At 72.8% G+C, this 23,756-nt stretch carries 23 protein-coding genes; 12 read left to right on the forward strand and 11 right to left on the reverse strand.

Features of this window, described 5'->3' with window-relative positions; translation table 11 throughout:
• Positions 1-6 precede the first annotated feature (6 nt).
• The 3 genes from ACFZAM_RS06300 to ACFZAM_RS06310 all read left to right on the forward strand — a co-directional run bounded on the left by ACFZAM_RS06300 (position 7) and on the right by ACFZAM_RS06310 (position 3,020).
• The gene (locus tag ACFZAM_RS06300; protein ID WP_391043168.1) at positions 7-1,227 is read left to right on the forward strand and encodes an acyl-CoA dehydrogenase family protein; all 1,221 of its coding nucleotides are present in this window, start codon (positions 7-9) and stop codon (positions 1,225-1,227) included.
• Entirely contained in the window at positions 1,212-2,231 is a 1,020-nt protein-coding gene (locus tag ACFZAM_RS06305; RefSeq protein WP_391043170.1) for an acyl-CoA dehydrogenase family protein, read from the forward strand. Before ACFZAM_RS06300 ends, ACFZAM_RS06305 begins: the two co-directional genes overlap by 16 nt.
• Positions 2,232-2,606: 375 nt before the next feature.
• Entirely contained in the window at positions 2,607-3,020 is a 414-nt protein-coding gene (locus ACFZAM_RS06310) for an ATP-binding protein (RefSeq protein ID WP_355337579.1), read from the forward strand.
• Between the two features lie 143 nt (positions 3,021-3,163).
• On the opposite strand, the gene ACFZAM_RS06315 is transcribed toward ACFZAM_RS06310, so the two are convergent.
• A complete protein-coding gene (locus ACFZAM_RS06315) occupies positions 3,164-4,090 on the reverse strand; it encodes a cyclase family protein (RefSeq protein WP_391043172.1) in 927 nt (308 codons plus the stop codon).
• Positions 4,091-4,225: 135 nt separating this feature from the next.
• On the opposite strand from ACFZAM_RS06315, the gene ACFZAM_RS06320 reads away from it, so the two are divergent.
• The 4 genes from ACFZAM_RS06320 (at position 4,226) to ACFZAM_RS06335 (ending at position 8,370) form a co-directional block, all read left to right on the forward strand.
• Positions 4,226-5,137 (forward strand): SDR family oxidoreductase, encoded by a 912-nt coding sequence (locus ACFZAM_RS06320; protein ID WP_391043173.1) that lies wholly within the window; start codon positions 4,226-4,228, stop codon positions 5,135-5,137.
• 8 nt (positions 5,138-5,145) lie between these two features.
• Positions 5,146-6,324, forward strand: a complete 1,179-nt coding sequence (locus tag ACFZAM_RS06325; protein WP_391043176.1) for an acyl-CoA dehydrogenase family protein — start codon at positions 5,146-5,148, stop codon at positions 6,322-6,324.
• Entirely contained in the window at positions 6,321-7,193 is an 873-nt protein-coding gene (locus ACFZAM_RS06330; protein ID WP_391043178.1) for an SDR family oxidoreductase, read from the forward strand. Before ACFZAM_RS06325 ends, ACFZAM_RS06330 begins: the two co-directional genes overlap by 4 nt.
• Positions 7,194-7,320: 127 nt before the next feature.
• Entirely contained in the window at positions 7,321-8,370 is a 1,050-nt protein-coding gene (locus ACFZAM_RS06335) for an alcohol dehydrogenase catalytic domain-containing protein (RefSeq protein WP_391043577.1), read from the forward strand.
• Positions 8,371-8,430: 60 nt separating this feature from the next.
• Here the strand turns inward: ACFZAM_RS06335 and ACFZAM_RS06340 are convergent, their stop codons facing one another.
• Positions 8,431-9,426, reverse strand: coding sequence for a helix-turn-helix domain-containing protein (locus tag ACFZAM_RS06340; RefSeq protein ID WP_391043180.1), 996 nt, complete (start codon positions 9,424-9,426; stop codon positions 8,431-8,433).
• A 70-nt stretch (positions 9,427-9,496) separates the two neighbouring features.
• Here ACFZAM_RS06340 and ACFZAM_RS06345 point away from each other — a divergent pair, with 70 nt between their 5' ends.
• On the forward strand, positions 9,497-10,849 hold the full coding sequence (locus ACFZAM_RS06345; protein WP_391043181.1) for an MFS transporter: 1,353 nt from the start codon (positions 9,497-9,499) through the stop codon (positions 10,847-10,849).
• Here ACFZAM_RS06345 and ACFZAM_RS06350 read toward each other — a convergent pair.
• The 4 genes from ACFZAM_RS06350 to ACFZAM_RS06365 form a co-directional block, all read right to left on the reverse strand.
• Positions 10,839-11,534, reverse strand: a complete 696-nt coding sequence (locus tag ACFZAM_RS06350; RefSeq protein ID WP_391043580.1) for a flavin reductase — start codon at positions 11,532-11,534, stop codon at positions 10,839-10,841. The genes ACFZAM_RS06345 and ACFZAM_RS06350 overlap by 11 nt on opposite strands.
• A gap of 197 nt (positions 11,535-11,731) precedes the next feature.
• Positions 11,732-12,592, reverse strand: a complete 861-nt coding sequence (locus ACFZAM_RS06355) for an enoyl-CoA hydratase-related protein (protein WP_391043183.1) — start codon at positions 12,590-12,592, stop codon at positions 11,732-11,734.
• Positions 12,593-12,788: 196 nt separating this feature from the next.
• Positions 12,789-14,966: an acetate--CoA ligase family protein gene (locus tag ACFZAM_RS06360; RefSeq protein WP_391043185.1), complete on the reverse strand. Its 2,178-nt coding sequence runs from the start codon at positions 14,964-14,966 to the stop codon at positions 12,789-12,791.
• 303 nt (positions 14,967-15,269) lie between these two features.
• Entirely contained in the window at positions 15,270-16,451 is a 1,182-nt protein-coding gene (locus tag ACFZAM_RS06365; protein WP_391043187.1) for an NAD(P)-binding domain-containing protein, read from the reverse strand.
• Between the two features lie 184 nt (positions 16,452-16,635).
• Here ACFZAM_RS06365 and ACFZAM_RS06370 point away from each other — a divergent pair, with 184 nt between their 5' ends.
• Complete coding sequence (locus ACFZAM_RS06370; protein ID WP_391043190.1) at positions 16,636-17,088, forward strand: DoxX family protein; 453 nt, start codon at positions 16,636-16,638, stop codon at positions 17,086-17,088.
• Entirely contained in the window at positions 17,052-17,522 is a 471-nt protein-coding gene (locus tag ACFZAM_RS06375; protein ID WP_391043193.1) for an OB-fold domain-containing protein, read from the forward strand. Before ACFZAM_RS06370 ends, ACFZAM_RS06375 begins: the two co-directional genes overlap by 37 nt.
• Positions 17,523-17,549: 27 nt before the next feature.
• Here the strand turns inward: ACFZAM_RS06375 and ACFZAM_RS06380 are convergent, their stop codons facing one another.
• From ACFZAM_RS06380 to ACFZAM_RS06390, 3 genes are all read right to left on the reverse strand, one after another.
• Positions 17,550-18,482 (reverse strand): trypsin-like peptidase domain-containing protein, encoded by a 933-nt coding sequence (locus tag ACFZAM_RS06380; RefSeq protein WP_391043196.1) that lies wholly within the window; start codon positions 18,480-18,482, stop codon positions 17,550-17,552.
• Positions 18,483-18,556: 74 nt separating this feature from the next.
• On the reverse strand, positions 18,557-19,735 hold the full coding sequence (locus ACFZAM_RS06385; RefSeq protein WP_391043199.1) for an acetyl-CoA acetyltransferase: 1,179 nt from the start codon (positions 19,733-19,735) through the stop codon (positions 18,557-18,559).
• Between the two features lie 53 nt (positions 19,736-19,788).
• Positions 19,789-20,055, reverse strand: a complete 267-nt coding sequence (locus tag ACFZAM_RS06390; protein ID WP_355337618.1) for a hypothetical protein — start codon at positions 20,053-20,055, stop codon at positions 19,789-19,791.
• Between the two features lie 282 nt (positions 20,056-20,337).
• On the opposite strand from ACFZAM_RS06390, the gene ACFZAM_RS06395 reads away from it, so the two are divergent.
• Together ACFZAM_RS06395 and ACFZAM_RS06400 are read left to right on the forward strand one after the other, a co-directional pair.
• Positions 20,338-21,564, forward strand: a complete 1,227-nt coding sequence (locus ACFZAM_RS06395; RefSeq protein WP_391043203.1) for an acyl-CoA dehydrogenase family protein — start codon at positions 20,338-20,340, stop codon at positions 21,562-21,564.
• Between the two features lie 47 nt (positions 21,565-21,611).
• Positions 21,612-22,097 (forward strand): nitroreductase/quinone reductase family protein, encoded by a 486-nt coding sequence (locus tag ACFZAM_RS06400; RefSeq protein WP_391043582.1) that lies wholly within the window; start codon positions 21,612-21,614, stop codon positions 22,095-22,097.
• A 169-nt stretch (positions 22,098-22,266) separates the two neighbouring features.
• On the opposite strand, the gene ACFZAM_RS06405 is transcribed toward ACFZAM_RS06400, so the two are convergent.
• Together ACFZAM_RS06405 and ACFZAM_RS06410 are read right to left on the reverse strand one after the other, a co-directional pair.
• Positions 22,267-22,914, reverse strand: a complete 648-nt coding sequence (locus ACFZAM_RS06405) for a TetR/AcrR family transcriptional regulator (RefSeq protein WP_355337624.1) — start codon at positions 22,912-22,914, stop codon at positions 22,267-22,269.
• Between the two features lie 4 nt (positions 22,915-22,918).
• Positions 22,919-23,701, reverse strand: coding sequence for an SDR family oxidoreductase (locus ACFZAM_RS06410; RefSeq protein WP_391043206.1), 783 nt, complete (start codon positions 23,699-23,701; stop codon positions 22,919-22,921).
• Between the last annotated feature and the right edge of the window lie 55 nt (positions 23,702-23,756).

The raw sequence follows: 23,756 nt of genomic DNA on the forward strand, positions 1-23,756 counted from the left end.
CGGACCGTGGACCTCGCATACACCGACGAGGAAGAGGAGTTCCGCGCCCGACTGCGCGCCTGGCTCGGCAAAGCGCTGCCCACCCTGCCGCCACCACCCGACCCCCGCGACTGGCCGGGACGGCGCGCGTACGACACGGGCTGGCAGCGGCTGCTGTACGACGCCGGATACGCGGGACTGCACTGGCCCGAGGACGCCGGGGGCCGCGGCGCCACCCCCACCCAGCACCTGATCTACCTGGAGGAGACCGAGCGGGCCGGAGCGCCGTACGTGGGCGCGAATTTCGTCGGGCTGCTGCACGCCGGGCCCACCATCGCGGCCGAGGGCACCGAGCGGCAGCGCCGCCGCTGGCTGCCGCCGATCCTGCGGGGCGAGGAGCTGTGGTGCCAGGGGTTCAGCGAGCCGGACGCCGGTTCCGACCTCGCGTCCCTGCGCACCCGCGCGGTCCGCGACGGCGACGCGTACGTCGTCACCGGCTCCAAGATCTGGACCTCGCACGCCGAAGTCGCCGACTGGTGCGAGCTGTTGGTGCGCACCACCCCGCGCGTCGACGGCACGCCCAAGCACCACGGCATCAGCTGGCTGGCGATGCCGATGGACGCGCCGGGAGTACGGGTACGGCCGCTGCGGACACTCGCCGGGTCGACGGAATTCGCGGAGATGTTCCTGGACGAGGTCCGGGTGCCGGTCGGCAACCGATTGGGGGCACAGGACGACGGCTGGCGGGTCACCATGGTGACGCTGTCCTTCGAGCGTGGCACCGCGTTCGTCGGCGAAGTCGTCGCCTGTCGCCGCACCCTCGGCGAGGTCGCCCGCGCGGCCCGCGCCAACGGCACATGGGACGACCCCGCCGTCCGCCGAGCGCTCGGCCGGCTCGCCGCCGAATTCTCCGTCCTGTGGCGCCTCACCCAGTGGAACGTCAGCGCCTCCCAGCACGCTCTGCACACCGGCGGAAGCGCCGTCCCCGGCACCGGCGCCTCCGTCTTCAAGCTGCGCTACTCGCAGGCGAGGCAACTCCTCTACGACACCGCCGCCACCGTCCTCGGCCCCCTCGCCCCCGACGCCGACCACCCGTGGACGGCCGAACGCCTCAGCTCGCTGTCCTACACGATCGCCGCGGGCACCTCGCAGATCCAGCGCAACATCGTCGCCGAACGCGTCCTTGGCCTGCCCAAGGAGCCGAGAGGGTTACCGGAGAGGAGCGCACCGCCATGGACTTCCGGCTGACCGACGACCAGCGCGCCCTGGTCGGCGCGTTGCGGGACCTGCTGGCCGCCCGCTTCGACCGGACCGCCCTGCGCGCCGCCGTGGACGCGGCCGAGGCGGAAGGCGGTACCGCCATCCCGCCACGGGACATCTGGCGAGCCCTCGGCGAGACCGGCTTCTTCGGGCTGCGCCTGCCCGAGGCGGACGGCGGCGTCGGGCTCGGGCTGCCGGAGGCCGCGCTGCTCTTCGAGGAGGCGGGCGGCGCGCTGGTGCCCGGCCCGCTGACCGCCACCCACCTCGCGGCGGGAGTGGTACCGGGGGCCGCGACCGGCGAGGCCGTGGTCACCCTGCTCGACGCGAGGGGAGCGGGCCCGCACTCCGTCGCCCACCTCGACGCGGCAGACGCCGTCCTCGTCCTCACCGACACCGGCACCGGCAGCGCTACAGCCCAAGCCGTGGCCGAGGCCGCGGTCACGGTCGCCGAGGCGTCCGCCGTACGGCGGCACGCCGAGCCGCTGCGGTCGGTGGACCCGTTGACCCCGCTGCATCTGCTCACCGCGGCGGACATATCGGAAATAACGGTGAGCGGGATCGTGCCCGTGCGAGCCGTCGCGTTACGGCGTGAGGCGGCCGTGCTGGAGGCCGCGCAACGGGTGGGGAATGCGGGGCGGATGGTGCGTATGGCAGTGCAACACGCCCGGGAGCGCGAGCAGTTCGGACGGCCGATCGGCTCCTTCCAGGCGGTCAAGCACCTCTGCGCCGAGATGCTGGTCCGCGCCGAGCTGGCCCGTACCGCGCTCTACGCGGCGGCCGTCACCGCCGACCCGTACGAGACCGCCGCCGCGCGCCTGCTCGCCGACGAGGCGGCGACCCGTAACGCACGCGACTGCCTGCAGGTCTTCGGCGGCATGGGCTTCACCTGGGAGGCGGATGTGCAGCTGCACATCAAGCGCTCCTGGATACCCTCCGTGTGCGGCCAGGAGTCGGCGGCTGACGAGGACATGCTCGCCGAATGGCTGCTGTGATGACGCTGCGCACACACCGTGGCCGTTCGCTGACCCTCCGATTACGGAGTGTCCGCACGGTGTTGTGTCCGATGCGTGACTTGCCACGCAGTGGAGTCGGCGAACACCTCGGGTACGCTCCATCGGGTGCGTGTTGGTTCCAGGCTGCCCAGAGGCGCCGTCCGGCTGAGTCGGACGGGCGTCACGGCTGGGCGTTCGAATCCCCGTCGGAAGTGCCGCACAGTATGCAGCACACGTACTCCGTTGCGCTGGAATATGCCCGAAGCGCTTGTTGGCGTGACTGTAGGTCAATCATGCTGTGTTGTGCCGGGGTCACGCACGGTGATCTCGGGCAGAAGCGAGGCGTTGTGTCCGCCGGTTCGGATGGTGTGAGCGGTGCAGGTGCTTCAGGTGCAGCTTGAGGTCGGTGTGGACCCCGCGGAGGTGGGGCGGGCGCGTCGCTGGGCGCGGTCCCGGCTCGTGGGTTCGGGTATAGGAGCCGACGAGCCGGTCGCGGAGACGCTGATCCTGCTCATCTCCGAGCTGGTGACGAACGCGGTGGTGCACACCGGCTGCCCCGCCGTCCTGCGGATGCTGTTCCCCTCGGCGCCCGCCTCTCCGGTGCGGGTCGAGGTGTCCGACAGCAGCGAGGCCCCGCCCGCCCCCCGGCACGCGCACCGCGACGAGACCGGCGGTCGCGGCCTGGAGCTGGTCGACGGCCTCGCCGACCGCTGGGGCTGGCAGCCGGAAGGCGCGGGCAAGCAGATCTGGTGCGAGGTCGACCGCCGTCAGGCCACGGTCCTCACCTAGGACGCGGGGGCGTCGGACCGCACGCCCCGCCGTACAGCCACCGCACCGCGCGCCCGACTCGTAGGACCAGCACCAGCGTCAGCACCCCCGTCTGCCCCGTGCCATCCCAGGGGCCAGGACCAGGGTCAGGGCCACCGCACCGCTCACAGCACCGCCACCGGAGCCACCGGCGCGCCCGCCCCGCCCACGAAGGGCTCCGGCGTGGCATCGAGCCAGAACGCGTAACGCCCCTCCTCGGCGCAGGCCGCCGACAGGCCCTCCAGATTCCAGTTCTGGCCCTGGAGCATGCCCATCTCGACCAGGTCGAGCCCGTGCACCGCCAGCCACAGATTCTCGACCTCCGGCGGGAAGATCTCGAAGGTCAGCGTGTCGTTGGCGACCGCCGCCACATCCCGCGCGTGGAACCACTCCGGTGCGCGGATCGACAGGCCGGGCGACGGATACGCGTACGCCTCCTTGTCGCCGCCGAGATACGCCCGCATCTGGCCGGTCCGCACCAGCACCACATCCCCGGCCCGTACCGCCGTGCCCGCCAACTCCTCCGCCGCGCAGAGGTCTTCCGGGGTCACGGCGTGGTCGCCGGGCAGCCGGTCGACGCCGAGCGCGCGCGCCACGTCCAGCAGCACGCCGCGCGACACCACGGAGGTGACCTTCTCGATGCCGCTGAAGGCGGCGCCCGCGTGCGCGGTCACCGAGTCGGCCGGGCGCCCGTTGTAGATCAGGCCCGAGTGCGAGACGTGGGGGAGGCCGTCCCAGTGCGTCCCGGCCTGAAGGCCGAGGGTCACCACGTCGTCGCTGGTCGCGATGGTGCCGGGTCCGAAGATCTCCTGGTTGAGCGCGACCATCGTGCGCAGCGGATTGACCCGGCCGGGGATCAGCCCGGTCTGTACGCCGTCCTGCCGCAGCGGCAGCGCGAGCGGCACGCGGCGGCCACCGCGTACGGTCGCGGCGGCGGCGCGCACCACCTCGTCGGTGATCAGGTTGAGGGTGCCGATCTCGTCGTCGGCGCCCCAGCGGCCCCAGTTGTTGACCCGGCGGGCGATGTCGAGGAACGCGTCGGGGAGGGCCACCGGAATCTCCAGATCGTGTGAGGGGTCGCGTACGCGGTCGTGTACGGGTCTTGTGCTGGACGGGGTCCGCACTCGTAATATCTAACGACCCGTCAAATCTAACGGTCCGTCAGAAACGATGAGAAGGGGCGGGACGTGGGCAACTTCCTGGCCGGAAAAGTCGTGGCCGTCACCGGCGCCGGGCGCGGCATCGGACGCGCGGTCGCCATCGCCTGCGCCGCGCAGGGATCGAAAGTCGTCGTCAACGACTACGGCGTCGCCATGGACGGCGCGGGCCAACCGGCAGGCGAGGTCGCCGAGTCGGTGGTGAAGGAGATCGAGGCGGCGGGCGGCGAGGCGGTCGCCGTGGCCGACGACGTGTCCACGATGGCGGCGGGCGAAAGGATCGTGTCGGCCGCGACGGACCGCTGGGGACGGCTCGACGGCGTCGTCTGCGTCGCCGGCATCCTGCGCGAACGCATGCTCTTCAACATGGCGGAGGACGAGTGGGACCCCGTCATCGCCACCCACCTCAAGGGCACCTTCACCGTCTTCAGGGCCGCCAGCGCGGTCATGCGCCGCCAGGGCCACGGCACGCTGATCGGCTTCACCAGCGGCAACCACCAGGGCAGCGTCTCGCAGGCCAACTACTCCGCCGCCAAGGGCGGCATCATCTCGCTCGTCCGCAGCGCCGCCCTCGGCCTGAACAAATACGGCGTCACCGCCAACTGCGTGGCCCCCGTGGCCCGTACTCGGATGTCCGCGGGCGTGCCCATGGAGCTGAAGGAGATCGGTGAGCCGGAGGACGTCGCCGCGCTCGTCGTCTACCTGCTCTCCGACCGCGCCGCCGACACCACCGGGCAGGTCTACACGGTCGCGGGCCCCAAGATCGCGCTGTGGGCGCAGCCCAGGGAGATACGTTCCGCCTGGTCGCAGGACGGGCCCTGGACCCCGGAACGGCTGGCCGACGTCATCCCGGCGACCATCGGCACCGACCCCATGCCCCTGCTGGAACAGCTCGACGCCATGCGCAGGGCCGCCGCGGCCAAGGACCGCCCCAACGCCTAGGGAGCGCCATGGACTTCACCTTCGGACCCGAGGTCGACGCCTTCCGCGCGGAGGCCCGCCAGTGGCTCGCCGCAAACGCCCCCGCCAACGCCCTCGCCGACACTCCGGCCGCCACCGACCTGCGCGCCGCGCCCGACCGCCGGGCCTGGGAACGTACCCTCGGCGCGGCGGGCTGGATCGGCCTCGGCTGGTCCGGAACATACGGCGGCAACCGGCGCGCGACACTCGCGCAACAGGTCGCGTGGGGCGAGGAGTACGCCCGCGCGGGCGCCCCCGTACGCACAGGACACATCGGCGAGAAGCTGCTCGCGCCCACCCTGGAGGCGCACGGCACACCCGAGCAGTGCGAGCGCTTCCTGCCGCCGATCGCGCGCGGCGAGGAGCTGTGGTGCCAGGGGTACAGCGAACCGGGCGCGGGCTCCGACCTGGCGGGCGTGCGGACGGCGGCCGTACGCGATCCGGCGGACGGCTCGTACCGGGTGTCGGGGCAGAAGATCTGGACGTCACTGGCGCGTGACGCCGACTGGTGCTTTCTGCTCGCGCGCACCGAGCCCGGCTCGCGCCGCCATCACGGCCTGAGCTTCCTGCTGCTGCCGATGGACCAGCCGGGGATCGACGTGCGCCCGATCCGGCAGATGTCCGGCGCGGCCGACTTCAACGAGGTGTTCTTCGACGGCGCCCGCGCCGTCGGGGTCGTCGGCGCGGAAGGCGGCGGCTGGCAGGTCGCCATGGCGCTCCTCGGCCACGAGCGCGGTGTGTCCACACTGGTCCAGCAGATCGGCTTCGGGCGGGAGTTGGCGGAGGTCACGGAGGCGGCGCGGCGCACAGGGGCCGACACCGATCCGATGATCAGGCAGCGGCTGATACGGCTGTGGGCGGAGTTGCGGACGATGCGCTGGAACGCGCTGCGCACCCTCGGCACCGCCGACCTCGCCGCGCCCAGCGCTGCCAAACTCCTCTGGTCGGCCTGGCACCAGCGGCTCGGCGAGCTGGCGATGACCGTACGCGGCCCGTCTGCCGCCACCGGCCCGCGCGACTGGACACCGGCCGCGCCGTACGAACTCGACGCCGCCCAGCACCTGTTCCTCTTCTCCCGCGCGGACACCATCTACGGCGGCTCGGACGAGGTGCAGCGCACGATCATCGCGGAGCGGGCGCTGGGGCTGCCGAGGGAGCCGAAAGGGTGAGCGCGTCCGAGGAGGAAGAGGCCATCAGGGTGAGCGCGTCTCCCCAGCACGCCCCGCATCCCAAGCACACTTCGCACCCGCCGCACGGCCCTGGGCGCGAGCCGCCCTACGAGCCCGCGCACGGCCTCCTGCGCGGCCGTACGGTCCTGGTCACGGCCGCCGCGGGCAGCGGCATCGGCTTCGCGACCGCGCGGCGCTGCGCCGAGGAGGGCGCGGTCGTGGCGATCAGCGACCGGCACGAGCGGCGGCTGGCCGACGCGGCCGCGGAGTTGGAGAAGCTGACCGGCCAGGCGCCGCTTGCCGTGCCGTGCGACGTGACGGTCGAGGACGATGTGCGGCGGCTCTTCGCGGACGTCACCGAGCGGTTCGGCGGCCTGGACGTCCTGGTCAACAACGCGGGCCTCGGCGGTACCGCCGCGCTCGTCGACATGACGGACGCGCAGTGGTCGACCGTCCTCGACGTCACCTTGAACGGCACCTTCCGCTGCACCCGCGCCGCCCTGCGCCACATGCAGGAACGCGGCACAGGGGTGATCGTCAACAACGCGTCCGTGCTGGGCTGGCGCGCCCAGGCCGGACAGGCGCACTACGCGGCGGCCAAGGCGGGCGTGATGGCGCTGACCAGGTGCGCGGCGGTGGAGGCGGCCGAGTTCGGCGTACGGGTCAACGCGGTCGCGCCGTCGCTGGCGATGCACGCCAACCTCGCGAAGGTCACCAGTGACGAATTGCTGGCGGAACTGACCGCGCGCGAGGCGTTCGGGCGGGCCGCGCGGCCCTGGGAGGTCGCCAACGCGATCGTCTTCCTGGCCAGCGGCTACAGCTCCTATCTGACGGGCGAGGTGGTCTCCGTCTCGTCCCAACACCCTTGACACCCTTGAGGGGGCGCACATGAGCGGGCACGGCGGCACGGTAGGCAGCACTAATGGTGACGCGCACGCGGACGGCACCAAGGGGGGCGCCGCGCTGGACAGCACTTATGGTGACGTCCGGGTACGTGTGCGGGGCGTCGTCTTCGACGGCAAGCAGGCACAGGTCGTGGACGACCTGGAGGTCCGCGCGCCGGGGCCCGGTGAGGTGCGGGTACGGATCGCGGCGGCCGGGCTGTGCCACAGCGACCTGTCGGTGATCGACGGGACGATCCCGTTCCCGGTGCCGGTCGTGCTCGGCCACGAGGGCGCGGGAGTGGTCGAGGCGGTCGGCGCGGGGGTGACCCACGTGGTGGTCGGCGACCATGTGTCGCTCTCGACGCTCGCCAACTGCGGGACCTGCCCCGAGTGCGACCGCGGCCGCCCCACGATGTGCCGTCAGGCCATCGGCCGCCCGGGAAAGCCCTTCACGCGGCAGGGGAAGCCGCTCTTCAACTTCGCCTCGAATTCCGCCTTCGCGGAGCTGACCGTGGTCAAGGCCGTCCAGGCGGTGAAAATCGCACCGGAGATCCCGCTCACCTCGGCCGCCCTGATCGGCTGCGGTGTGCTGACCGGCGTCGGCGCCGTCCTGAACCGGGCGCGCGTCGGCCTCGGTGAGAGCGTCGTCGTCATCGGCACCGGCGGCATCGGCCTCAACGTCCTCCAGGGCGCGCGGATCGCGGGCGCCTCCCGCATCGTCGCCGTCGACAACAACCCGGCCAAGGAAGCGCCGGCCCGGCGGTTCGGCGCCACGGACTTCGTCGCCGACGCCGCTTCCGTACGCGACCTGCTGCCGCACGGCGCCGACCACGTCTTCGAGTGCGTGGGCCGCACCGCCCTGATCCGGCAGGCGATCGACCTGCTCGACCGGCACGGCCAGGCGCTGCTGCTCGGAGTGCCGCCGGCCGACGCAGAGGCGTCGTTCCGCGTCTCCTCGATGTTCCTGGACAAGGCGATCCTCGGCTGCCGATACGGTTCCTCGCGCCCGCAGCGCGACATAGCGCTCTACGCCGACCTCTACCGGCAGGGGCGGCTGCTGCTGGACGAACTCGTCACAGAGACCTACCCGGTGGAGGACTTCGCCAAGGCGGTGGACGACGCCGCGCACGGGCGGGTGGCGCGCGGCGTGCTCACCTTCTGAGCCCTCTCTCCCGGCCGCCCGAGTCCTACGGGCCCTCCGCGCCTTCCGGACCCTCGGGGCCTACCGTCCGGCCGCGCTGTGGAACGTGCGGCGGTACGCCGTCGGTGACACCCCGAGCGCGGCCTGGAGGTGCTGACGCATCGACGCCGACGTGCCGAAACCCGCCTGCCCGGCGATCTGGTCGACCCCGAGATCGGTGGACTCCAGCAGGTGGCGGGCGTGTTCGACGCGCTGCTGCGTCAGCCACTGTCCCGGGCTCATCCCCACCTCCTCGCGGAACCGCCGGGTGAAGGTGCGTACGCTCATCGACTCGCGCTCGGCGAGCTGCCGCAGTGTGAGCGGCGCGTGCAGCCGGTCCAGCGCCCAGGAGCGCGCCCGCTCCGTACTGGCCAACTGCGGCTCCGGCAGCGGCCTGCGGATGTACTGCGCCTGGCCGCCCTCCCGGTGCGGCGGGACGACGGTGCGGCGCGCGACCCCGTTCGCCACCGCCGTACCGAAGTCGCGGCGCACGATGTGCAGGCACAAGTCGATGCCTGCGGCGACCCCGGCCGAGGTCAGGACGTCGCCGTCGTCCACGTAGAGGACGTCGGGGTCCACCTTGACCTGCGGGAAGAGCCACTGGAAGTGGTCCGCGCTGCTCCAGTGGGTGGTCGCGGGGCGGCCGTCGAGCAGGCCCGCGGCGGCGAGCAGGAAGGAGCCGGTGCAGATCGAGACCGTACGCGTGCCGGTCCGCATCCGGCGGAAGGCGGCGGCCAGCGCGGGCGTCAGCACCCCCTCGGTGTAGACGGTCCCCAACTCGTGCGAGGCGGGCACGACCACCGTGTCCGCCTCGGCCAGCGCTTCGAGCCCGTGCTCGACGACGACGCTGAAATCGGCGTCGGTACGGACGCTGCCGGGGGCGACGCTGCACGTCACGACCTCGTACAGCTTCCTGCCGTCCTCGACGCCCTGTGCGGCGCCGAAGATCCGCAGCGGGATGCCCAGTTCGAACGGGATCACGCCGTCGAGCGCGAAGACGGCGACCTTGTGCCGGTCGGGGTGCTGGAAAACGGCCATGGCCCGATCCTTTCACATCATGGCCATCGGGCCACTCTTCCGGTGGTACCGATCTCCGGAGACTGTTCGAGTGACGCAGACATCGCACTCCGCCGGTCAGGTCCCTGACACTGGTGCCGTATCCGGCGTTGCTCCTGACCTCGGTCCCCGCCCCGGCGCCCGCGTGCGACCGCACCGCGCCTGGGCCGTCGCCGTCGTCACCTTCGTGACCCTCGTCGGCGCCGCCGCCTTCGCCTCGCTCCCCGGACTGCTGATCGACCCGCTGCACACCGAATTCGGCTGGTCGCGCGGCATGATCGGCTTCGCGGTCTCGGTGAACCTCGCGCTGTACGGGCTCACCGCGCCCTTCGCCGCCGCGCTGATGGACCGCTTCGGCATCCGGCGCGTGGTGGCGTGCGCGCTGGTCACCATCGCGCTCGGCGCGGGACTGACCGTCTACATGACGCAGGTGTGGCAACTCGTGCTGTGCTGGGGCGTGCTCGTCGGCCTCGGCAGCGGCTCGATGGCGCTGGCCTTCGCCGCCACCGTCACCAACCGGTGGTTCGTCGCCCGCCGCGGCCTGGTCACCGGCATCCTCACCGCGGGCGGCGCGGCCGGACAACTGGTCTTCCTGCCCGTGCTGTCCTGGATCACCGAACACCACGGCTGGCGCCCGGCCGCCGCGGTGGTGGCCTGCGCCGCGCTCGCCGTCGTCCCCTTCGTCTGGTTCCTGCTGCGCGATCACCCCGCCGACGTGGGCCTCGCGGCCTACGGCGCCGCCGAGTTCACCCCCAAGCCCGCACCGGTCGCGGGCGCCGCGGGCCGGGCGCTGCGGGCCCTGCGCGACGCGGCGCGTACCGGACCGTTCTGGCTGCTCGCGGGCACCTTCGCGATCTGCGGCGCGTCCACCAACGGCCTGGTCAAGACCCACTTCGTGCCCGCCGCCCACGACCACGGCATGCCCGTCACCGCCGCCGCCTCCCTGCTGGCCGTGATCGGCGTCTTCGACATCGCGGGCACGGTGGCCTCCGGCTGGTTCACCGACCGCGTATCACCGCGCCGCCTGCTCGCGATCTACTACGGCCTGCGCGGACTCTCCCTGATGTTCCTCCCCATCCTGCTCGCGGACAGCGTCCATCCGCCGATGGTGCTGTTCATCGTCTTCTACGGCCTCGACTGGGTCGCCACGGTCCCGCCGACCATCGCCCTGTGCCGCGAGCACTACGGCGAGAACAGCGCGATCGTCTTCGGCTGGGTCCTCGCCTCCCACCAGATCGGAGCCGCCCTCGTCGCCTATCTGGGAGGTGTCGCGCGTGACGCGTTCGGCTCGTACGACGTCGTCTGGTACTCCTCCGGTGCCCTGTGCGCGGTGGCCGCGCTGATGTCCCTCGTCATCCGCCGCCGACCGGTCGCCGCGGTACCGGCGTTGGCGGTTACGGGGTGAACGGGCCAAAAGGAGCGAAAGTTCCGAATCCGCCCCGGTAGAACAGCAAAGGTCCGGAAGGGTCCTCGGGGCCGGCCGGGGCGTCCGGGCCGTTGGCGCCGTCCGTCGCGCCCAGCGCGACCACCCGGCCCACCACCACGAGGTGGTCGCCCCCGGTGTGCACCGCGTGGATCGCGCAGTCGATCCACGCGGACGCGCCGCCGATCCGGGGCGACCCCGAAACGGGCGCGGGCGTCCAGTCCACGCCCGCGAACTTGTCCGAGCCACTCACCGCGAACTGCCTGCACAGCGAAGCCTGCCCCGCCGTCAGTACGTTGGCGCAGAAAACGCCCGCACGGGCGATGCGCGGCCAGGTCGTTGACGTACGCCCGACCATGAACGCCACCAGCGGCGGATCCAGCGACAGCGACACGAACGACTGGCAGGCGAAGCCGGCCGGCCCGTCGGGGCAGGCCGCCGTCACCAGTGTCACGCCGGTCGCGAAACGGCCGAGCACCCCGCGGAATTCACCCTGGTCCACCGGTGCCCGCTCGTCCGGGCCCACCGCCCGCAGCGCGGCGCGCGCCCCGGCCAGTGGTGCGGCGCCCGGCAGCGCCGTGGGCGCCGTCGTCGGACCTCCGGCGCCCGGCGCCGTGGCCGTCGCCGCCCCGACCGACCTCAGATACCGCACGGCGGTCTCCGCCATTCCCGCGTGTCCCATCACCCCTCCATTGAATCTGACGGACCGTCAGATAGGAAGGGTGAGGTGAGGCCGGGGTGAGGTCGGGGTGAGGTCGGGGCGCTGTCGATCGGCGGGAACCGGGTTTCTCGGCGGGGGCGTGCTCGTCGGCCGGTGGCCGGTGGCCGGTGGCGGGCGGCGAGTGGCGGACGGCGGGAATCGGGTCACCGGCCCCGGAAGTGCGGCTGCCGCCGCTCGGTGAAGCTGCGGACGCCCTCCAGCGCGTCGGCGGTGGTCATGACGATCTCCTGCGCCGCCGCCTCGGCGGCGAACGCGGTGGCGCGGTCGGTGTCGAGGGAGGCGTTGACGAGCTGTTTGGCCAGCGCCGTCGCGCGCGTGGGCCCGGCGGCCAGGCGGTCCGCCCAGGCGCGCGCGGTCTTGTCCAACTCGGCGGCCGGTACGACGCGGTTGACCAGTCCGAGGCGTTCCGCCTCGGCGGCGGGCAGCGCGTCGCCGAAGAAGAGCAGTTCCTTCGCGCGCTGCGGGCCGATCAGCCGCGGCAGCAGATACGCGCCCCCGCCGTCGGGGGCCAGGCCGCGCCGGACGAACACCTCGATGAACGTGGCCCGTTCCGAGGCGAGGACGAGGTCGCAGGCGAGGGCGAGGTGGGCGCCGATCCCGGCGGCGGTGCCGTTGACCGCCGCGACGACCGGCTTCTCGCAGTCGAGCACGGCCGCGATCAGCCGCTGCGCGCCGCGCCTGATCGTCCGCGCCACATCGCCCGGCACCCGCTCGGCCGGTGCGCTCGCGCCTCCGCTCAGATCCGCGCCCGCGCAGAACGCCCGGCCGGTCGCGGTCAGTACGACGGCCCGCACGTCCGGTTCCGCCGAGGCCGCTTCGAGCAGGCCGATCAGGCGTTCGCGCTGGTCCCAGGTCAGGGCGTTCATGGCGTGCGGGCGGTCGAGCGTGATCCACGAGACCCCGTTGTCAGTGGCGTGACGTACAACTGACTCAGCGGAATCGTCCGGTGACTCAACGGAGTCGGCGGCGGTGTTGTCGGAGTCGGTGGAGGGGGAGTCGGCCATGGGAATCCTCGGTCGGAGCGGGAAGAGCGGGAACGGGGTATGCGGGCACGGGGCACGCGGGCACGGGGTGTTCGAGGGCTGGGCATGGGGGTGCGCGGCGTCCGGGCGCGGGACGTGTCGGCGTGCGCTCTTCCGGCGCGGACCGTTCCGGCACGGACCGGTGGGGGGCGAATCGTCGGCGTACGGGTCGGCGCGGTCAGTAGCAGACGGCCAGTGCGTCGAGCGCGACCGCGCCCTGCCCGCGCGGCAGCACCATCAGCGGGTTGATGTCGAGTTCGGCGAGCGAGTCGCCCAGTTCCATCGCCATACGCTGCACGCGCATGACCACGTCGATGAGCGCGTCGGTATCGGCGGGCGGCGCCCCCCTGACCCCGTCGAGGATTCTGCGGCCCCGCAGGTCGTCCAGCATGCCGCGCGCGGTGTCCGGCCCGAAGGGCGGCACGCGTACGGCGGTGTCGGCGAGGACCTCGACCAGGATTCCGCCGAGTCCCACGGTGACAGTCGGGCCGAAGAGCGGGTCGGGCGAGATGCCGACCACCATCTCCACGCCGCGCTCGACCAGCTGGCAGACCAGGATGCCGTCCAGGTCGATGTCGGCGGCGCGGGCGGTGTCGGTGAGTTCGCGGTAGGCGTCCCTGACCTGGCTGGCCGAGGTGAGGCCGAGCCTGACCAGGCCCAGCTCCGTCTTGTGCCCGAGCTGCGCCGCGGAAGCCTTCATCACCACCGGGTAGCCGACCAGGCCCGCGGCCCGGACGGCGCCCGCCGCGCTGGTCACCAACTGCTCGCGGGGCACCCGGATCCCGTACGCCCGCAGCAGTTGCTTGGCCGCGTGCTCGCTGAGCTGGTGGCCCGCGCGCAGCAGGCCACGTGCCTTGCGCGCCGAGGACGACGGTGTGCGCGGCGCCTCGTCGAAGGGCGAGCGGTAGGCGGCGGTGAAACGGTGGTGGTCGAGGTAGGACTTCACGGCGGTGACGCAGTTGCCGAAGGTGCGGAAGGTCGCCAGCCGGGAGGAGCCGAGCAGGGTGGTGCGGTAGGCGTCCTCGGTGCCGACCGGGGAGCCCCACACCACGCAGATCAGCTTGTCCGTCTCCTCCGCCGCGTCCGCCAGGTCGCGCGCCAGCTTGTCGCTCATCGGCGGGAAGGGGCCGGTGATGGGACAGATCAGTACGCCGACGGCCGGATCGGCCAGGATCGCGTCGATGATCTTCCGGCCGCGCCAGTCGCCCACCGGGTGGCCGCCGTTGTCGACCGGGTTGGCGACGTTCAGGTAGTCCGGGATCCACTGGTGGAGTTCGGTGCGCTTGGCCTCCGACAGCGCGGGCAGCCGCAGCCCGGCCGAGGTGGCCAGGTCGGCGAAGTGCGCGCCGGTGCCGCCGGATATGGAGTAGACGACGACCCCGTCCGCGGCGGGCGGCCGGGCGCGGGCCAGCAGGGCCGCGGTGTCCTGGAGTTCGTCGAGCCCGTCGACGCGGATCACGCCGAACTGCCGCAGGGCGGCGTCGATCACGGAATCGGTGCCGGTGAGCTTGCCGGTGTGCGAGGCGGCGGTCCTGGCCCCGGCGTCGGTGCGGCCCACCTTGACCATTACCACCGGCACCTTGCGCCGGGCCGCGCGGTCGGCGGCGAGGCAGAACGACCTGCCGTCCTTGAGCCCTTCCACATATGCGGCGATGGCGCCGACCTCGGGCTGCCCGGCGAAGTAGGAGATGAAGTCGGCGGTCTCCAGGTCCGCTTCGTTGCCGGTGGGCGCCCAGTGGCTGAGCCGGATGCCGAGTTGCTGGAGGGAGTGCAGGGGGCGGCCCTGGTGGCCGGACTGGGTGATCAGCGCGATGGCGGGTCCCGTGAGGTCCTCGCGGAACTCCTCGAAGGCGTTGAGGTTGGTGTTCGGCCCGAGCAGCCGCAGGCCGGAGCGGGCGACGACCTCGGCCAGCCGGGTCTGGGCCGCCGCGCCCTCGGCGCCGGTCTCGGCGAAGCCGGAGGCGAAGGCCACGGCGAAGGAGACCTTCGCCTCGCCCAGTTGCTCGATCACGGGCAGTGGGTCGGCGACCAGCAGCACCGCCAGGTCCACGTCCTCCGGGAGATCGGCAACCGAGGCGTGGCAGGGCAGGCCGAAGACGGTCTCCCGGCCGGGGTTGACCGGCAGCAACTGGGCGCCGACCCGCTGCGACCAGGTCAGGAGCTGTCGCGTGATGCCGGTGTTGGGCCGCCCCTCGGTGTCGGACGCGCCGACCACCGCCACCGTCCGGGGCCGGAAGAACCTGTCGAGGTCGGGTACGGGGGCGTGCAGCGGACGGCCGCCGACATCGGTGTCCGACCCGCCGCGCGCGACGGGCCCCGGGCCGGGACTGCGGGTGCTGAACGTGGATCCGAGCATCGGTCTCGCCCCCTCCTGCTGCTGGGTCTACAGAACTGACGCATAGTCAGATTACTGAACTGACGACCTGTCAGGAACAGTCGGGTCACGGAAAAGAAATGTGCGGCCCTGTGCGGGGTGCGGACGCGCGGCGTCCGGTTCGCTCGCGGGGACGCGGGGACGCGGGGTTCCGGCGTCCCGAGCGGGTCGGCGGCCTGCGTATGGAGAGAGAGGGATGTGGGAGCGGGGGTGTGGGAGCGGGCGTGCGTCAGCGCGCGCACGGCCGGGTGCCGCGGCGGTACGTACGAAGCGGGCGCGTACGGGTCAGCGGGTGTGGGACACCTTCCGGGCGATCCGGCGGGCGTCGATGGCCATTTCGCGGAACATGCCGCTGATGGGGTTGGTGAAGCCGGTGAAGTACAGACCGGGGGCGCCCTTGGGCGAGCGGGCGCCGTGCACGACCGGGCGCCCGCGCCCGTCGAGTACGCCGAGGTGGCCGACGAGCGGTTCGAGGCCGCGCCGGTACCCGGTGGCGGCGATGACGACCTCGGGGCTGATCTGCGAGCCGTCGGCCAGGTGCACCTTGTCCCCGTCGAAGCGCTCGACGGCGGCGACGGGTTCGACCCGCCGGGCGCGTACGGCGTCGATCAGGCCCACGTCCTGGACGGGGATGGAGCCGTCGAGCACGCGCGCGTACAGGCCGGTCTCCGGGCGGGGCAGGCCGTACGCCGACAGGTCGGGCACGCTGGCCCGCTCGATGTACGGGGCGACGCGGTCGACGACGCGGGTCGGCAGCCGTCGGCACAGGATGCCGCTGGCCTGCGCGGGCCAGCCCGCCGTGGACCGGCGCATGATGTGCGGCGGGGTGCGGACGGCGAGCCGTACCCGGGCGGCGCCGCCTTCGACGAGGTCGACGGCGATCTCGGCGCCGCTGTTGCCGACGCCGACGACGAGCACGTCGCGCCCGGCGTAGGGGGCGGCGTTGCGGTAGGCGGCGGAGTGCAGGAGTTCGCCGGGGAAGGTGTCGCGGCCCTCCCAGTCCGGTATGTGCGGCGCGTGGTTGTGGCCGGTGGCGACGACGACCACGGGGGAGGTGAGTACCCGGCCGCCGTTGGCGGGCAGTTCCCAGCCCGCGCCCGACGCCGCGCGGTCGACGCGCTCCACCGCTATGCCGGTGGTGATGTCCAGGTCGTGGTGCTCGGCGTACTGCTCCAGGTAGCGCACCACGTCGTCGCGGGCGACCCAACGGCCGTACGCGCGCGGGATCTGCAGGCCGGGCAGCGCGGACAGCCGGCGCGTGGTGTGCAGGCGCAGCCGGTCGTAGTGGGCGCGCCAGGAGGCGCCGAGGTGCTCCGAGCGCTCCAGTACCAGGGGGCGCACCCCTCGCGCTCTGAGCGCGGCAGCGGCGGCCAGGCCGCCGGGTCCCGCGCCGATGACGATGGCGTCCGGCTCGGCGGTCGCGCTGCTCGCGGGCGTGCCCGAACCGGCGTTGCTGGGGTGGGACATGGAGAACTCCCGGGGCCTGAAAGTCGTACGAGAAACGAGTTGCGGCGGTACCGGAAGGTAACTGCTCGCGCGCGTGTGAGCGTAGCCCGGAACGGATCGGTCGGCGAGGTTCGGTCCGGCCTCTTGCGCATACCGCCCGCCGTCCGCTGAACTGACGTACCGTCAGATTTGGAGGAGGTCCGGCATGCGCGCGATCTGGCTCAGCGGCCCGGAATGGCTGGCCGTACTGCGCATAGGGCTGGGGCTGTGGTGGCTGGAGAGTTGGCGGCACAAGGACAAAAAGGCGTGGTTCGCGCGCGGTACGGGCATCGCCTGGGCCGCCGACGTGGCCGAGCGGCACCGCTGGCCCTTCGTGCGCACCGGCTTCGCGGCGGTCGTCGCCCCGCGCCCTCGCCTGATGGCGTACGTCGTCGTCTACGCCGAACTCGCCCTCGGGCTCGGGCTGATCACCGGCCTGCTCACCCCCGTCGCCCTCGTCGGCGGCCTGCTGCTGAACCTGCTCTACCTCGTCCTGATGATCCACGACTGGGCCGAGCAGGGACAGAACACGATGATGGCGCTGATCTCGGTCGTGGCGTTCTTCGCCGTGAGCTGGCAGACATGGTCGCTGGACGACGCCTTCGGGCTGTTCCGGTGAGCGGCGCGGCGCGGTTCGACCTGCCGCGAACCGACGCCTTCACCCGCACCTATTGGGACGCGGCGGCCGAGGGGCGGCTGCTCATCCGGCGCTGCCGGGCCGACGGATGCGGCGCCGCGCACCACTACCCGCGCGAATTCTGCCCGCACTGCTGGAGCGAGGACGTGGTCTGGGAGACCGCCTCCGGCCTCGCCACCCTCTACACCTGGTCGGTCGTCCACCTCAACGACCTGCCGCCGTTCCGCGACCGGCTCCCCTACGCGGCGGCCGTCGTCGATCTCGCCGAAGGGCCGCGCATGATGACGGAAGTCATCGGCTGCGCGGCGCAGGGATTACGGATCGGGATGCCGCTGAGGGTGGATTTCCGCCGTGGCGCGGACGCGGGAACCCCGCCCGAGGACGAGCCCGCGATCCCCGTCTTCCGCCCGGCCTGAACCCCTGCCGCCCGCGTGAGGCGGGCGTCAGCGCTTGGCCGTCACCATGTGCGGCGTACGCGACCGGGCCCGTACCGCCTTCCGGTACAGCGCCTGGATCGCGTCGTCGAAGAACGGGCTGTACGAGATCCGGTCGGACAGCCCACCCTCGTCCTCGCCGCCGATCAGACCGATGACGCTGCCGCTCTTGGTGCGGGTGTTGTAGTCGAGCAGCCACGGGCTGCCGGAGGTGCCGGCGAAGTACCCCGCGCACACCAGCTGCAATTGGCGCAGCCCTTCGAGCCGCGAGGTGGTCGTCGTGCAGGTGATCGCCTCGTCGGACGGGTCGTCGGAGGTGCGCGGGTAGCCGATGACGGTGACGCGGTTGTGGAAGCCGGGCGTACGGATCAGGCGGTTGCCGCCCGTCACCTCCTCGATCCGCCGCCCGTCCGCGTCCGGCGCGACCCGGGCGAAGGCGAAGTCGTAGGCGGACTCGGCGTCGTCCGCGGGTGCCCAGCGCGCGTCGGTGAAGACCTGCGAGACGGCCCAGATCCCGTACGGCTGCCGGGCCGCACCCGCGCGGAACTGCGGTACGAAGCCGATGTTCGCGCCCGGTCGGCAGTGCGCGGCGGTCAGGATCAGGTCGCGGCCGGGGCTGTGCACGACGCTCGCGGTGCAGAAGTGCGCGGTCATGTCGCTGTCGACCGAGAAGAGCATGCCGACGGTCGGGACGCCCCCGAAGTGCGTCGCGGTCTCGGAGCGGGTGAACGGTCCCGGCACGGTGCCCGGTTCCGCTGCCGGGCCGAGCTGCCGGACCGACGACGGCATGGAGTCGGCCATCCGCTCGGGGGTCCAGAAGCGCGCGGCGGCCCTGTTCGTCCAGTGCGGCGCCGTACGCGGGCGTCCGGCACCGGGCAGCAGCACCGACACCAGGACCAGCGCGGCGGTGCACGCGGCGGGCAGCAGGAGACGTCGCAGCACGCGGGAAGGGTATCGGGCGCACCCGGCCGTGTACGGCCGGGACACCGGCGCTGACCGGTGCGGATTGCCCGGCCTCAGCCCCGGCCGAGCACCATCGTGCCGGAGGAGCAGAACCAGCCGCCCGTCCCCGAGGCGACGGCCAGCTCCGGCAGCCGCCCGCCCGCCTTGCGCACCTGCCGCTCACCCGCCTCGCCGCGCAACTGCCGTACGGCCTCGACGAGCAGGAAGAGACCGCGCATACCGGGGTGGCAGGCGGACAGGCCGCCGCCGTCGGTGTTCACCGGCAGCGCGCCGTCCACCGTCAGCCGCCCGTCCGCCACAAAGGCGCCGCCCTCGCCCTTGGCGCAGAAACCCAGATCCTCCAGCGTTACCAGCGTCATATAGGTGAAGGCGTCGTAGATCTCCGCCAGGTCGATCTCCGCGGGCGTCACCCCCGCGCGCTCGAAGGCCAGCCGTCCCGAGGTCGCGGCGGGGGAGACGGTGAAGTCCGGCCACTGGGCCATCGACGTGTGCGACACCGACGTGCCGCTGCCCAGCACCCATACCGGCGGCTTGGCGCAATCCGGCACATATTCCTCGGCCGCCAGCAATACGGCGCCGCCGCCGTCGGAGCGCAGGCAGCAGTGCAGCTTGGTGAACGGGTCCGCGATCATCGGCCCCGACAGCACCTCGTCCACGGTGATGGGCGCGCGGTACATGGCGTCGGGATTGCGGGCCGCGTTCGACCGCGCCTGGACGGCGACTTCGGCGAGCTGCTCCAAGGTGGTGCCGTACTCGTGCATGTGGCGCCGCGCGGCCATCGCGTACTTGGAGATCAGCGTGTGGCCGTACGGGACCTCGAACTGGAGCGGGCCGCCCGCGCCGAAGGACAGATTGGCGGTACGGCGGCCCGCCTTGAGATCGGCGCGGGCGGTGGAGCCGTAGACGAGCAGCACGGCGTTGGCGTGGCCCGCGGCTATGGCGTCCGCCGCGTGCGCGGCCATCACCTCCCACGTCGAGCCGCCCACGGCCGTGGAGTCCACCCAGGTCGGCCGCAGCCCCAGATACTCGGCCACCTCGACCGGCGCCAGCGTGCCGAGCCCGGCGGAGGCCAGGCCGTCCACCACGGCCCGGTCGAGCCCGGAGTCGGCGAGCGCGCGCCTGGCCGCCTGCGCGTGCAGCGCGTACGCGGTGGCGTCGTCCACCCGTCCGCAGTCCGACAGGGCGACACCGACGACCGCCACAGCACGTTGTCCACGGGGGCGTTGAGCCATGAATCTGACGGTACATCAGATTCGGGTGGCGGCGATACGGTCCCGGTACGGGTTCAGCGCCGCCTGTCCGACCGCTTGCTCAGCAGTGCGAGCGCGCTCAGCGCCTGCGTGATCGAGACCAGCGACAGCAGGATGTACAGCGCCCTGCGCAGCCCGTCCGGATGCGCCCAGAACTGCGCGCTGATCCACACCACCAGCAAGATCGCCCACGTCCACGCGTATGCCCTGAGCTGGGTCGTCGAGGAGTCGGGGCCGGGGGAGAGGAAGCGGCGGAGGGCGCTGCGCCGCGGCGCCCCCGGCGGCTGGCTGCTGCTGGTCATGCGGGACATGATGCCCCGCCGGGGCGTGTGCGTCGGTGCGCGGGGTCCGGGGTGGGTCGGCTTTACGGTCCCAGGCGGGCGCTCTTGTGGGGCCGCGCACGGGTGGCGGCCGTGGTGTGCCGCGGGTTGGCGTATCCGCCCGGGCGCTGGTGTGGCGCCCGCCACCAGGTGCGGCCTTGGCGCTGGCTCGCGTATCGGCGGTGCACGGGCCTGGGCATCGTGGCGGGGGGCACCTAAGATGACGGCCCGTCAGATCGCAGTCGCGGCAGGGAGGAGCGGCCGATGGACGCCGCGTTCACCGACGAGCAGGCCGAAATCCGGCGCACTTTGCGGGACCTGCTGCACAAACGCTGTGGTCCCGACGATGTGCGGGCCGCCGTCGCCACGGCGGCGGGGCACGACGAGGCGCTGTGGCGCCATCTCGCGCAGACGCTCGGCCTGCCGGGGCTCGCGCTGCCCGCAGCGGTCGGCGGCGTCGGCTGCGGCCCCACCGAACTGGTCCTCGCCTGCGAGGAGACCGGCCGGGCGCTGCTGCCGTCCCCACTGCTCGGCACCTCCGTCCTGGCCGCGCCCCTGATCGCGGCCCTCGGCAATCAGGAGCAGCGGGCTCGCCTGCTGCCGCGGATCGCCGACGGCACCCTGACCGCCGCGCTGGTCACCGCTGGCCCGCCGGCCACCGCGCTGGCCCTCACCGGGCCCAATGACGGCGACTGGGCGGGTGGCGGCCGGGCGGGCGGCGTCCAGGCCCGCGCGGCGGCCGACGGGCCGCCAGGACGGCACCTGCTCTACGGGCAGGCGGACCGCGCGCTCGGCGCGCACAGCGCGGACCTGCTGATCGTGGCGGCCCACACCGGCGGATACGCGGCCACCCGTACCCGCCTCTTCCTCGTCGAATCCACCGCACCGGGGCTCGTACGCACCCGCCTGACCGCGCTCGACGAGACCCGGCCCCTGGCCCGCGTCGAGCTGCGCGACACTCCCGCCGAAGCGCTCGGCGGCGCCCCCGCCGCCGCCCTGGCCGACGCCGGCCGCCTCGCCGCCGCCGCGCTGGCCGCGGAAGCCGTGGGCGCCGCCGATCACGCGCTCACCTCGACGGTGGAGTACGTGAAGGTCAGGGAGCAGTTCGGGCGCCCGATCGGCTCCTTCCAGGCGGTCAAGCACCGGCTCGCCGACCTGTACGTACAGCTTCAGGCGGCGCGGTCCGCCGCCTATTACGCTGCCTGGGCGGCCGGGGGCTCCTCCGGGGCGGACGACACCGAGGCGAGCGCCGAATTCGAGCTGGCCGCGCCCGTAGCCCTCGCCCAGGCGCTGGAAACGCTGCGCATGGTGGCGGGCGCGGCGATCCAGTTGCACGGCGGCCTCGGCTTCACCTGGGAGCACCACGCGCATCTGTACTTCAAGCGGGCCACCGCCGACGAACTGCTCTTCGGACCGGTCGACGCCCTGCGCGCGCACGCCGCGGACCGGGCGGGGCTCTTCGCGCCCGCGCTGGTCAGGAGCGCGGCGTGAGCGGCGCGGCCGACGCCGCCGTGAAGGGCGCCGTCAGCGGGCGCGGTGTGGTCAGCAGGACCGGCGTTCTGGGCAGGTCCGTGCAGAAGGTGTCGGCCACCCGGGCCTTCGCCAAGGTCGCGCCGCATGTCGTGCCGGTCATGGACAGCGCGGTCCACCGGCTGACCGGCGGAAGGTTCCTGGTCAGCGCGAGCTTGCTGCCCGGCGTCGTCCTCACCGCGACCGGCGCACGCAGCGGACTGCCGCGGCGTACGCCGCTGGCGTGCATGCCCGAGGACGGCGGCACCCTCGTTCTCGTGGGCAGCAACTTCGGCCGTCCGGGGCATCCGGCCTGGTCGGCCAATCTGCTGGCGCATCCCGACGCCGTGGTCAGCGGCCGGGGCCGCGACCTCCAGGTCACCGCGAACCTGCTGACCGGCGACGACCGCGCCGCCGCCTGGAAGGCGCTGGTCGCCTTCTGGCCGCCCTACGCGGTCTACGCCTCCCGCGTGACGCGCGAGATCCGGGTGTTCCGGCTGACGCCGCGCGAGTGAGGCGGGGGTGAAGGGTCACCCACACGAAGCCGGGGATCCGTGCCGTCACCCACACGAAGACGCGGGCGCCGCGTACCTCCCCCGAGGACTGTGCGGCGCCCGCGTCAGGGCGTGACTTTCTGGCAGGACGGCGAAACGTCAACGCGAAAAGCGGTGCGTGCCGCGTCCGCTACTTGGCGGGCTTCTTTCCGGTCACACCGAGGTGGACCAGCAGCGCGAGATTCGGCTTCAGCTCGGCCTGCTTGACGCCCCAGCTCGTGAAGCCCTTCTGGTGAGCGGCGACAGCGGCCAGCATGGCGACCAGCGATCCGGCGACGGCCGCCGGGCTGACCTCCTTGTCGACCTTGCCCTTGCTCTGAAGGTCCTTGATGGAGTCGGTCAGGGAATTGGTGACGGCGTTGAGGATCTTCATGCGGATCTTGTAGAACCGCTTGTCCCCTTCCGCTGCTCCGAGGTCGACGACGCGCAAAATGGCGTCGTGCTTCCGCCAGAAGGAGAGGAAACCGTCGACGAGTTCCTCGGCCGCCTGGGCGCCTGATTTGCCGACCCAGGAGCGGCCCGCGACCAATTCGGTCAGGCCCGCCCCCTCCTTGGCCATCTCGTCGGCGAGTTCGAGAACGGCGCCTTCGACGTCGGGGAAGTACTGGTAGAACGTTGCGGGGGAGGTGCCCGCCATCCGGGCGACGTCGATGACCTTGACGTCCCGGTACGGCGACGTGCTGAGCATCTCGCCCAGGCAGTCGAGCAGCTTCTGCCGCGTCGCCTGCCCGCGGCGACCGGCAACACGGCCGTCGACGGTGCGAACTTGTCCTGTCATGCCGTCAGTTTACCGACGGGTGATCAGCGCGCGATTCGGCCGCCTGCAAATGGGGAGGCAGCTCACCGCCACCATGAACATGCAGCTCAGCGCCGGTTACATAGCGTGCTGACGGGGAGGCCAGAAAGAGGACGGGACCGGCGATGTCGGCCGGTTCCGCGAATCTCCCCAGCGGTATGGCGGCGGCCACCGCGCGCTGTACGGCGGGGTCGCCCTCCCCGTAGTGCGCCGCCGAGCGGTCCGTCAGCACCAGGCCCACGACCAGGCAGTTCACCCGGATCGCGGGGCCCCACTCGGCGGCCAGCGAGCGGGTGAGAGAGGCCAGGCCCGCTTTGGCGGCGCCATATGCGGCGGTTCCCGGCGAGGGGCGGCTGCCGCTGACGCTGCCGATGTTGACGATGGAGCCGCCGTCCGGCTGGCGGGCCATCAGGGCGTACGCGGCCTGTGCGCAGTACAGCGGCGCCAGCAGATTCAGCTCGACGACCGCCCGCGAGAAGCGCGGCGAGGCGGTGGCGGCGTCGGCGGCGGGGGAGCCGCCCGCGTTGTTCACCAGCAGGTCGAGCCGCCCGTACGCCTCGGCGACGTGCGCGAAGAGCGCCCGCACCGCCTCGGGGTCGCGGACGTCCACGGCCCGGAAGGCGACACCGGGCGGCAGGTCCGCGGGCGGTGTGCGCCCGCACACCAGCACCCGGGCGCCGGCCGCCGCCAGCGCCTCGGCGATGCCCCGGCCGATGCCGCGGGTGCCGCCGGTCACGACCGCCACTCGCCCTTCCAGGTCGTCCGTCACGTGGGCTATCGTGCCAGAGGAACTGACGATCCGTCAGATCTGTGCCGGACATCGG

It is taken from the genome of Streptomyces sp. NPDC008079 (assembly GCF_042957385.1).
Classification (GTDB): Bacteria; Actinomycetota; Actinomycetes; order Streptomycetales; family Streptomycetaceae; genus Actinacidiphila.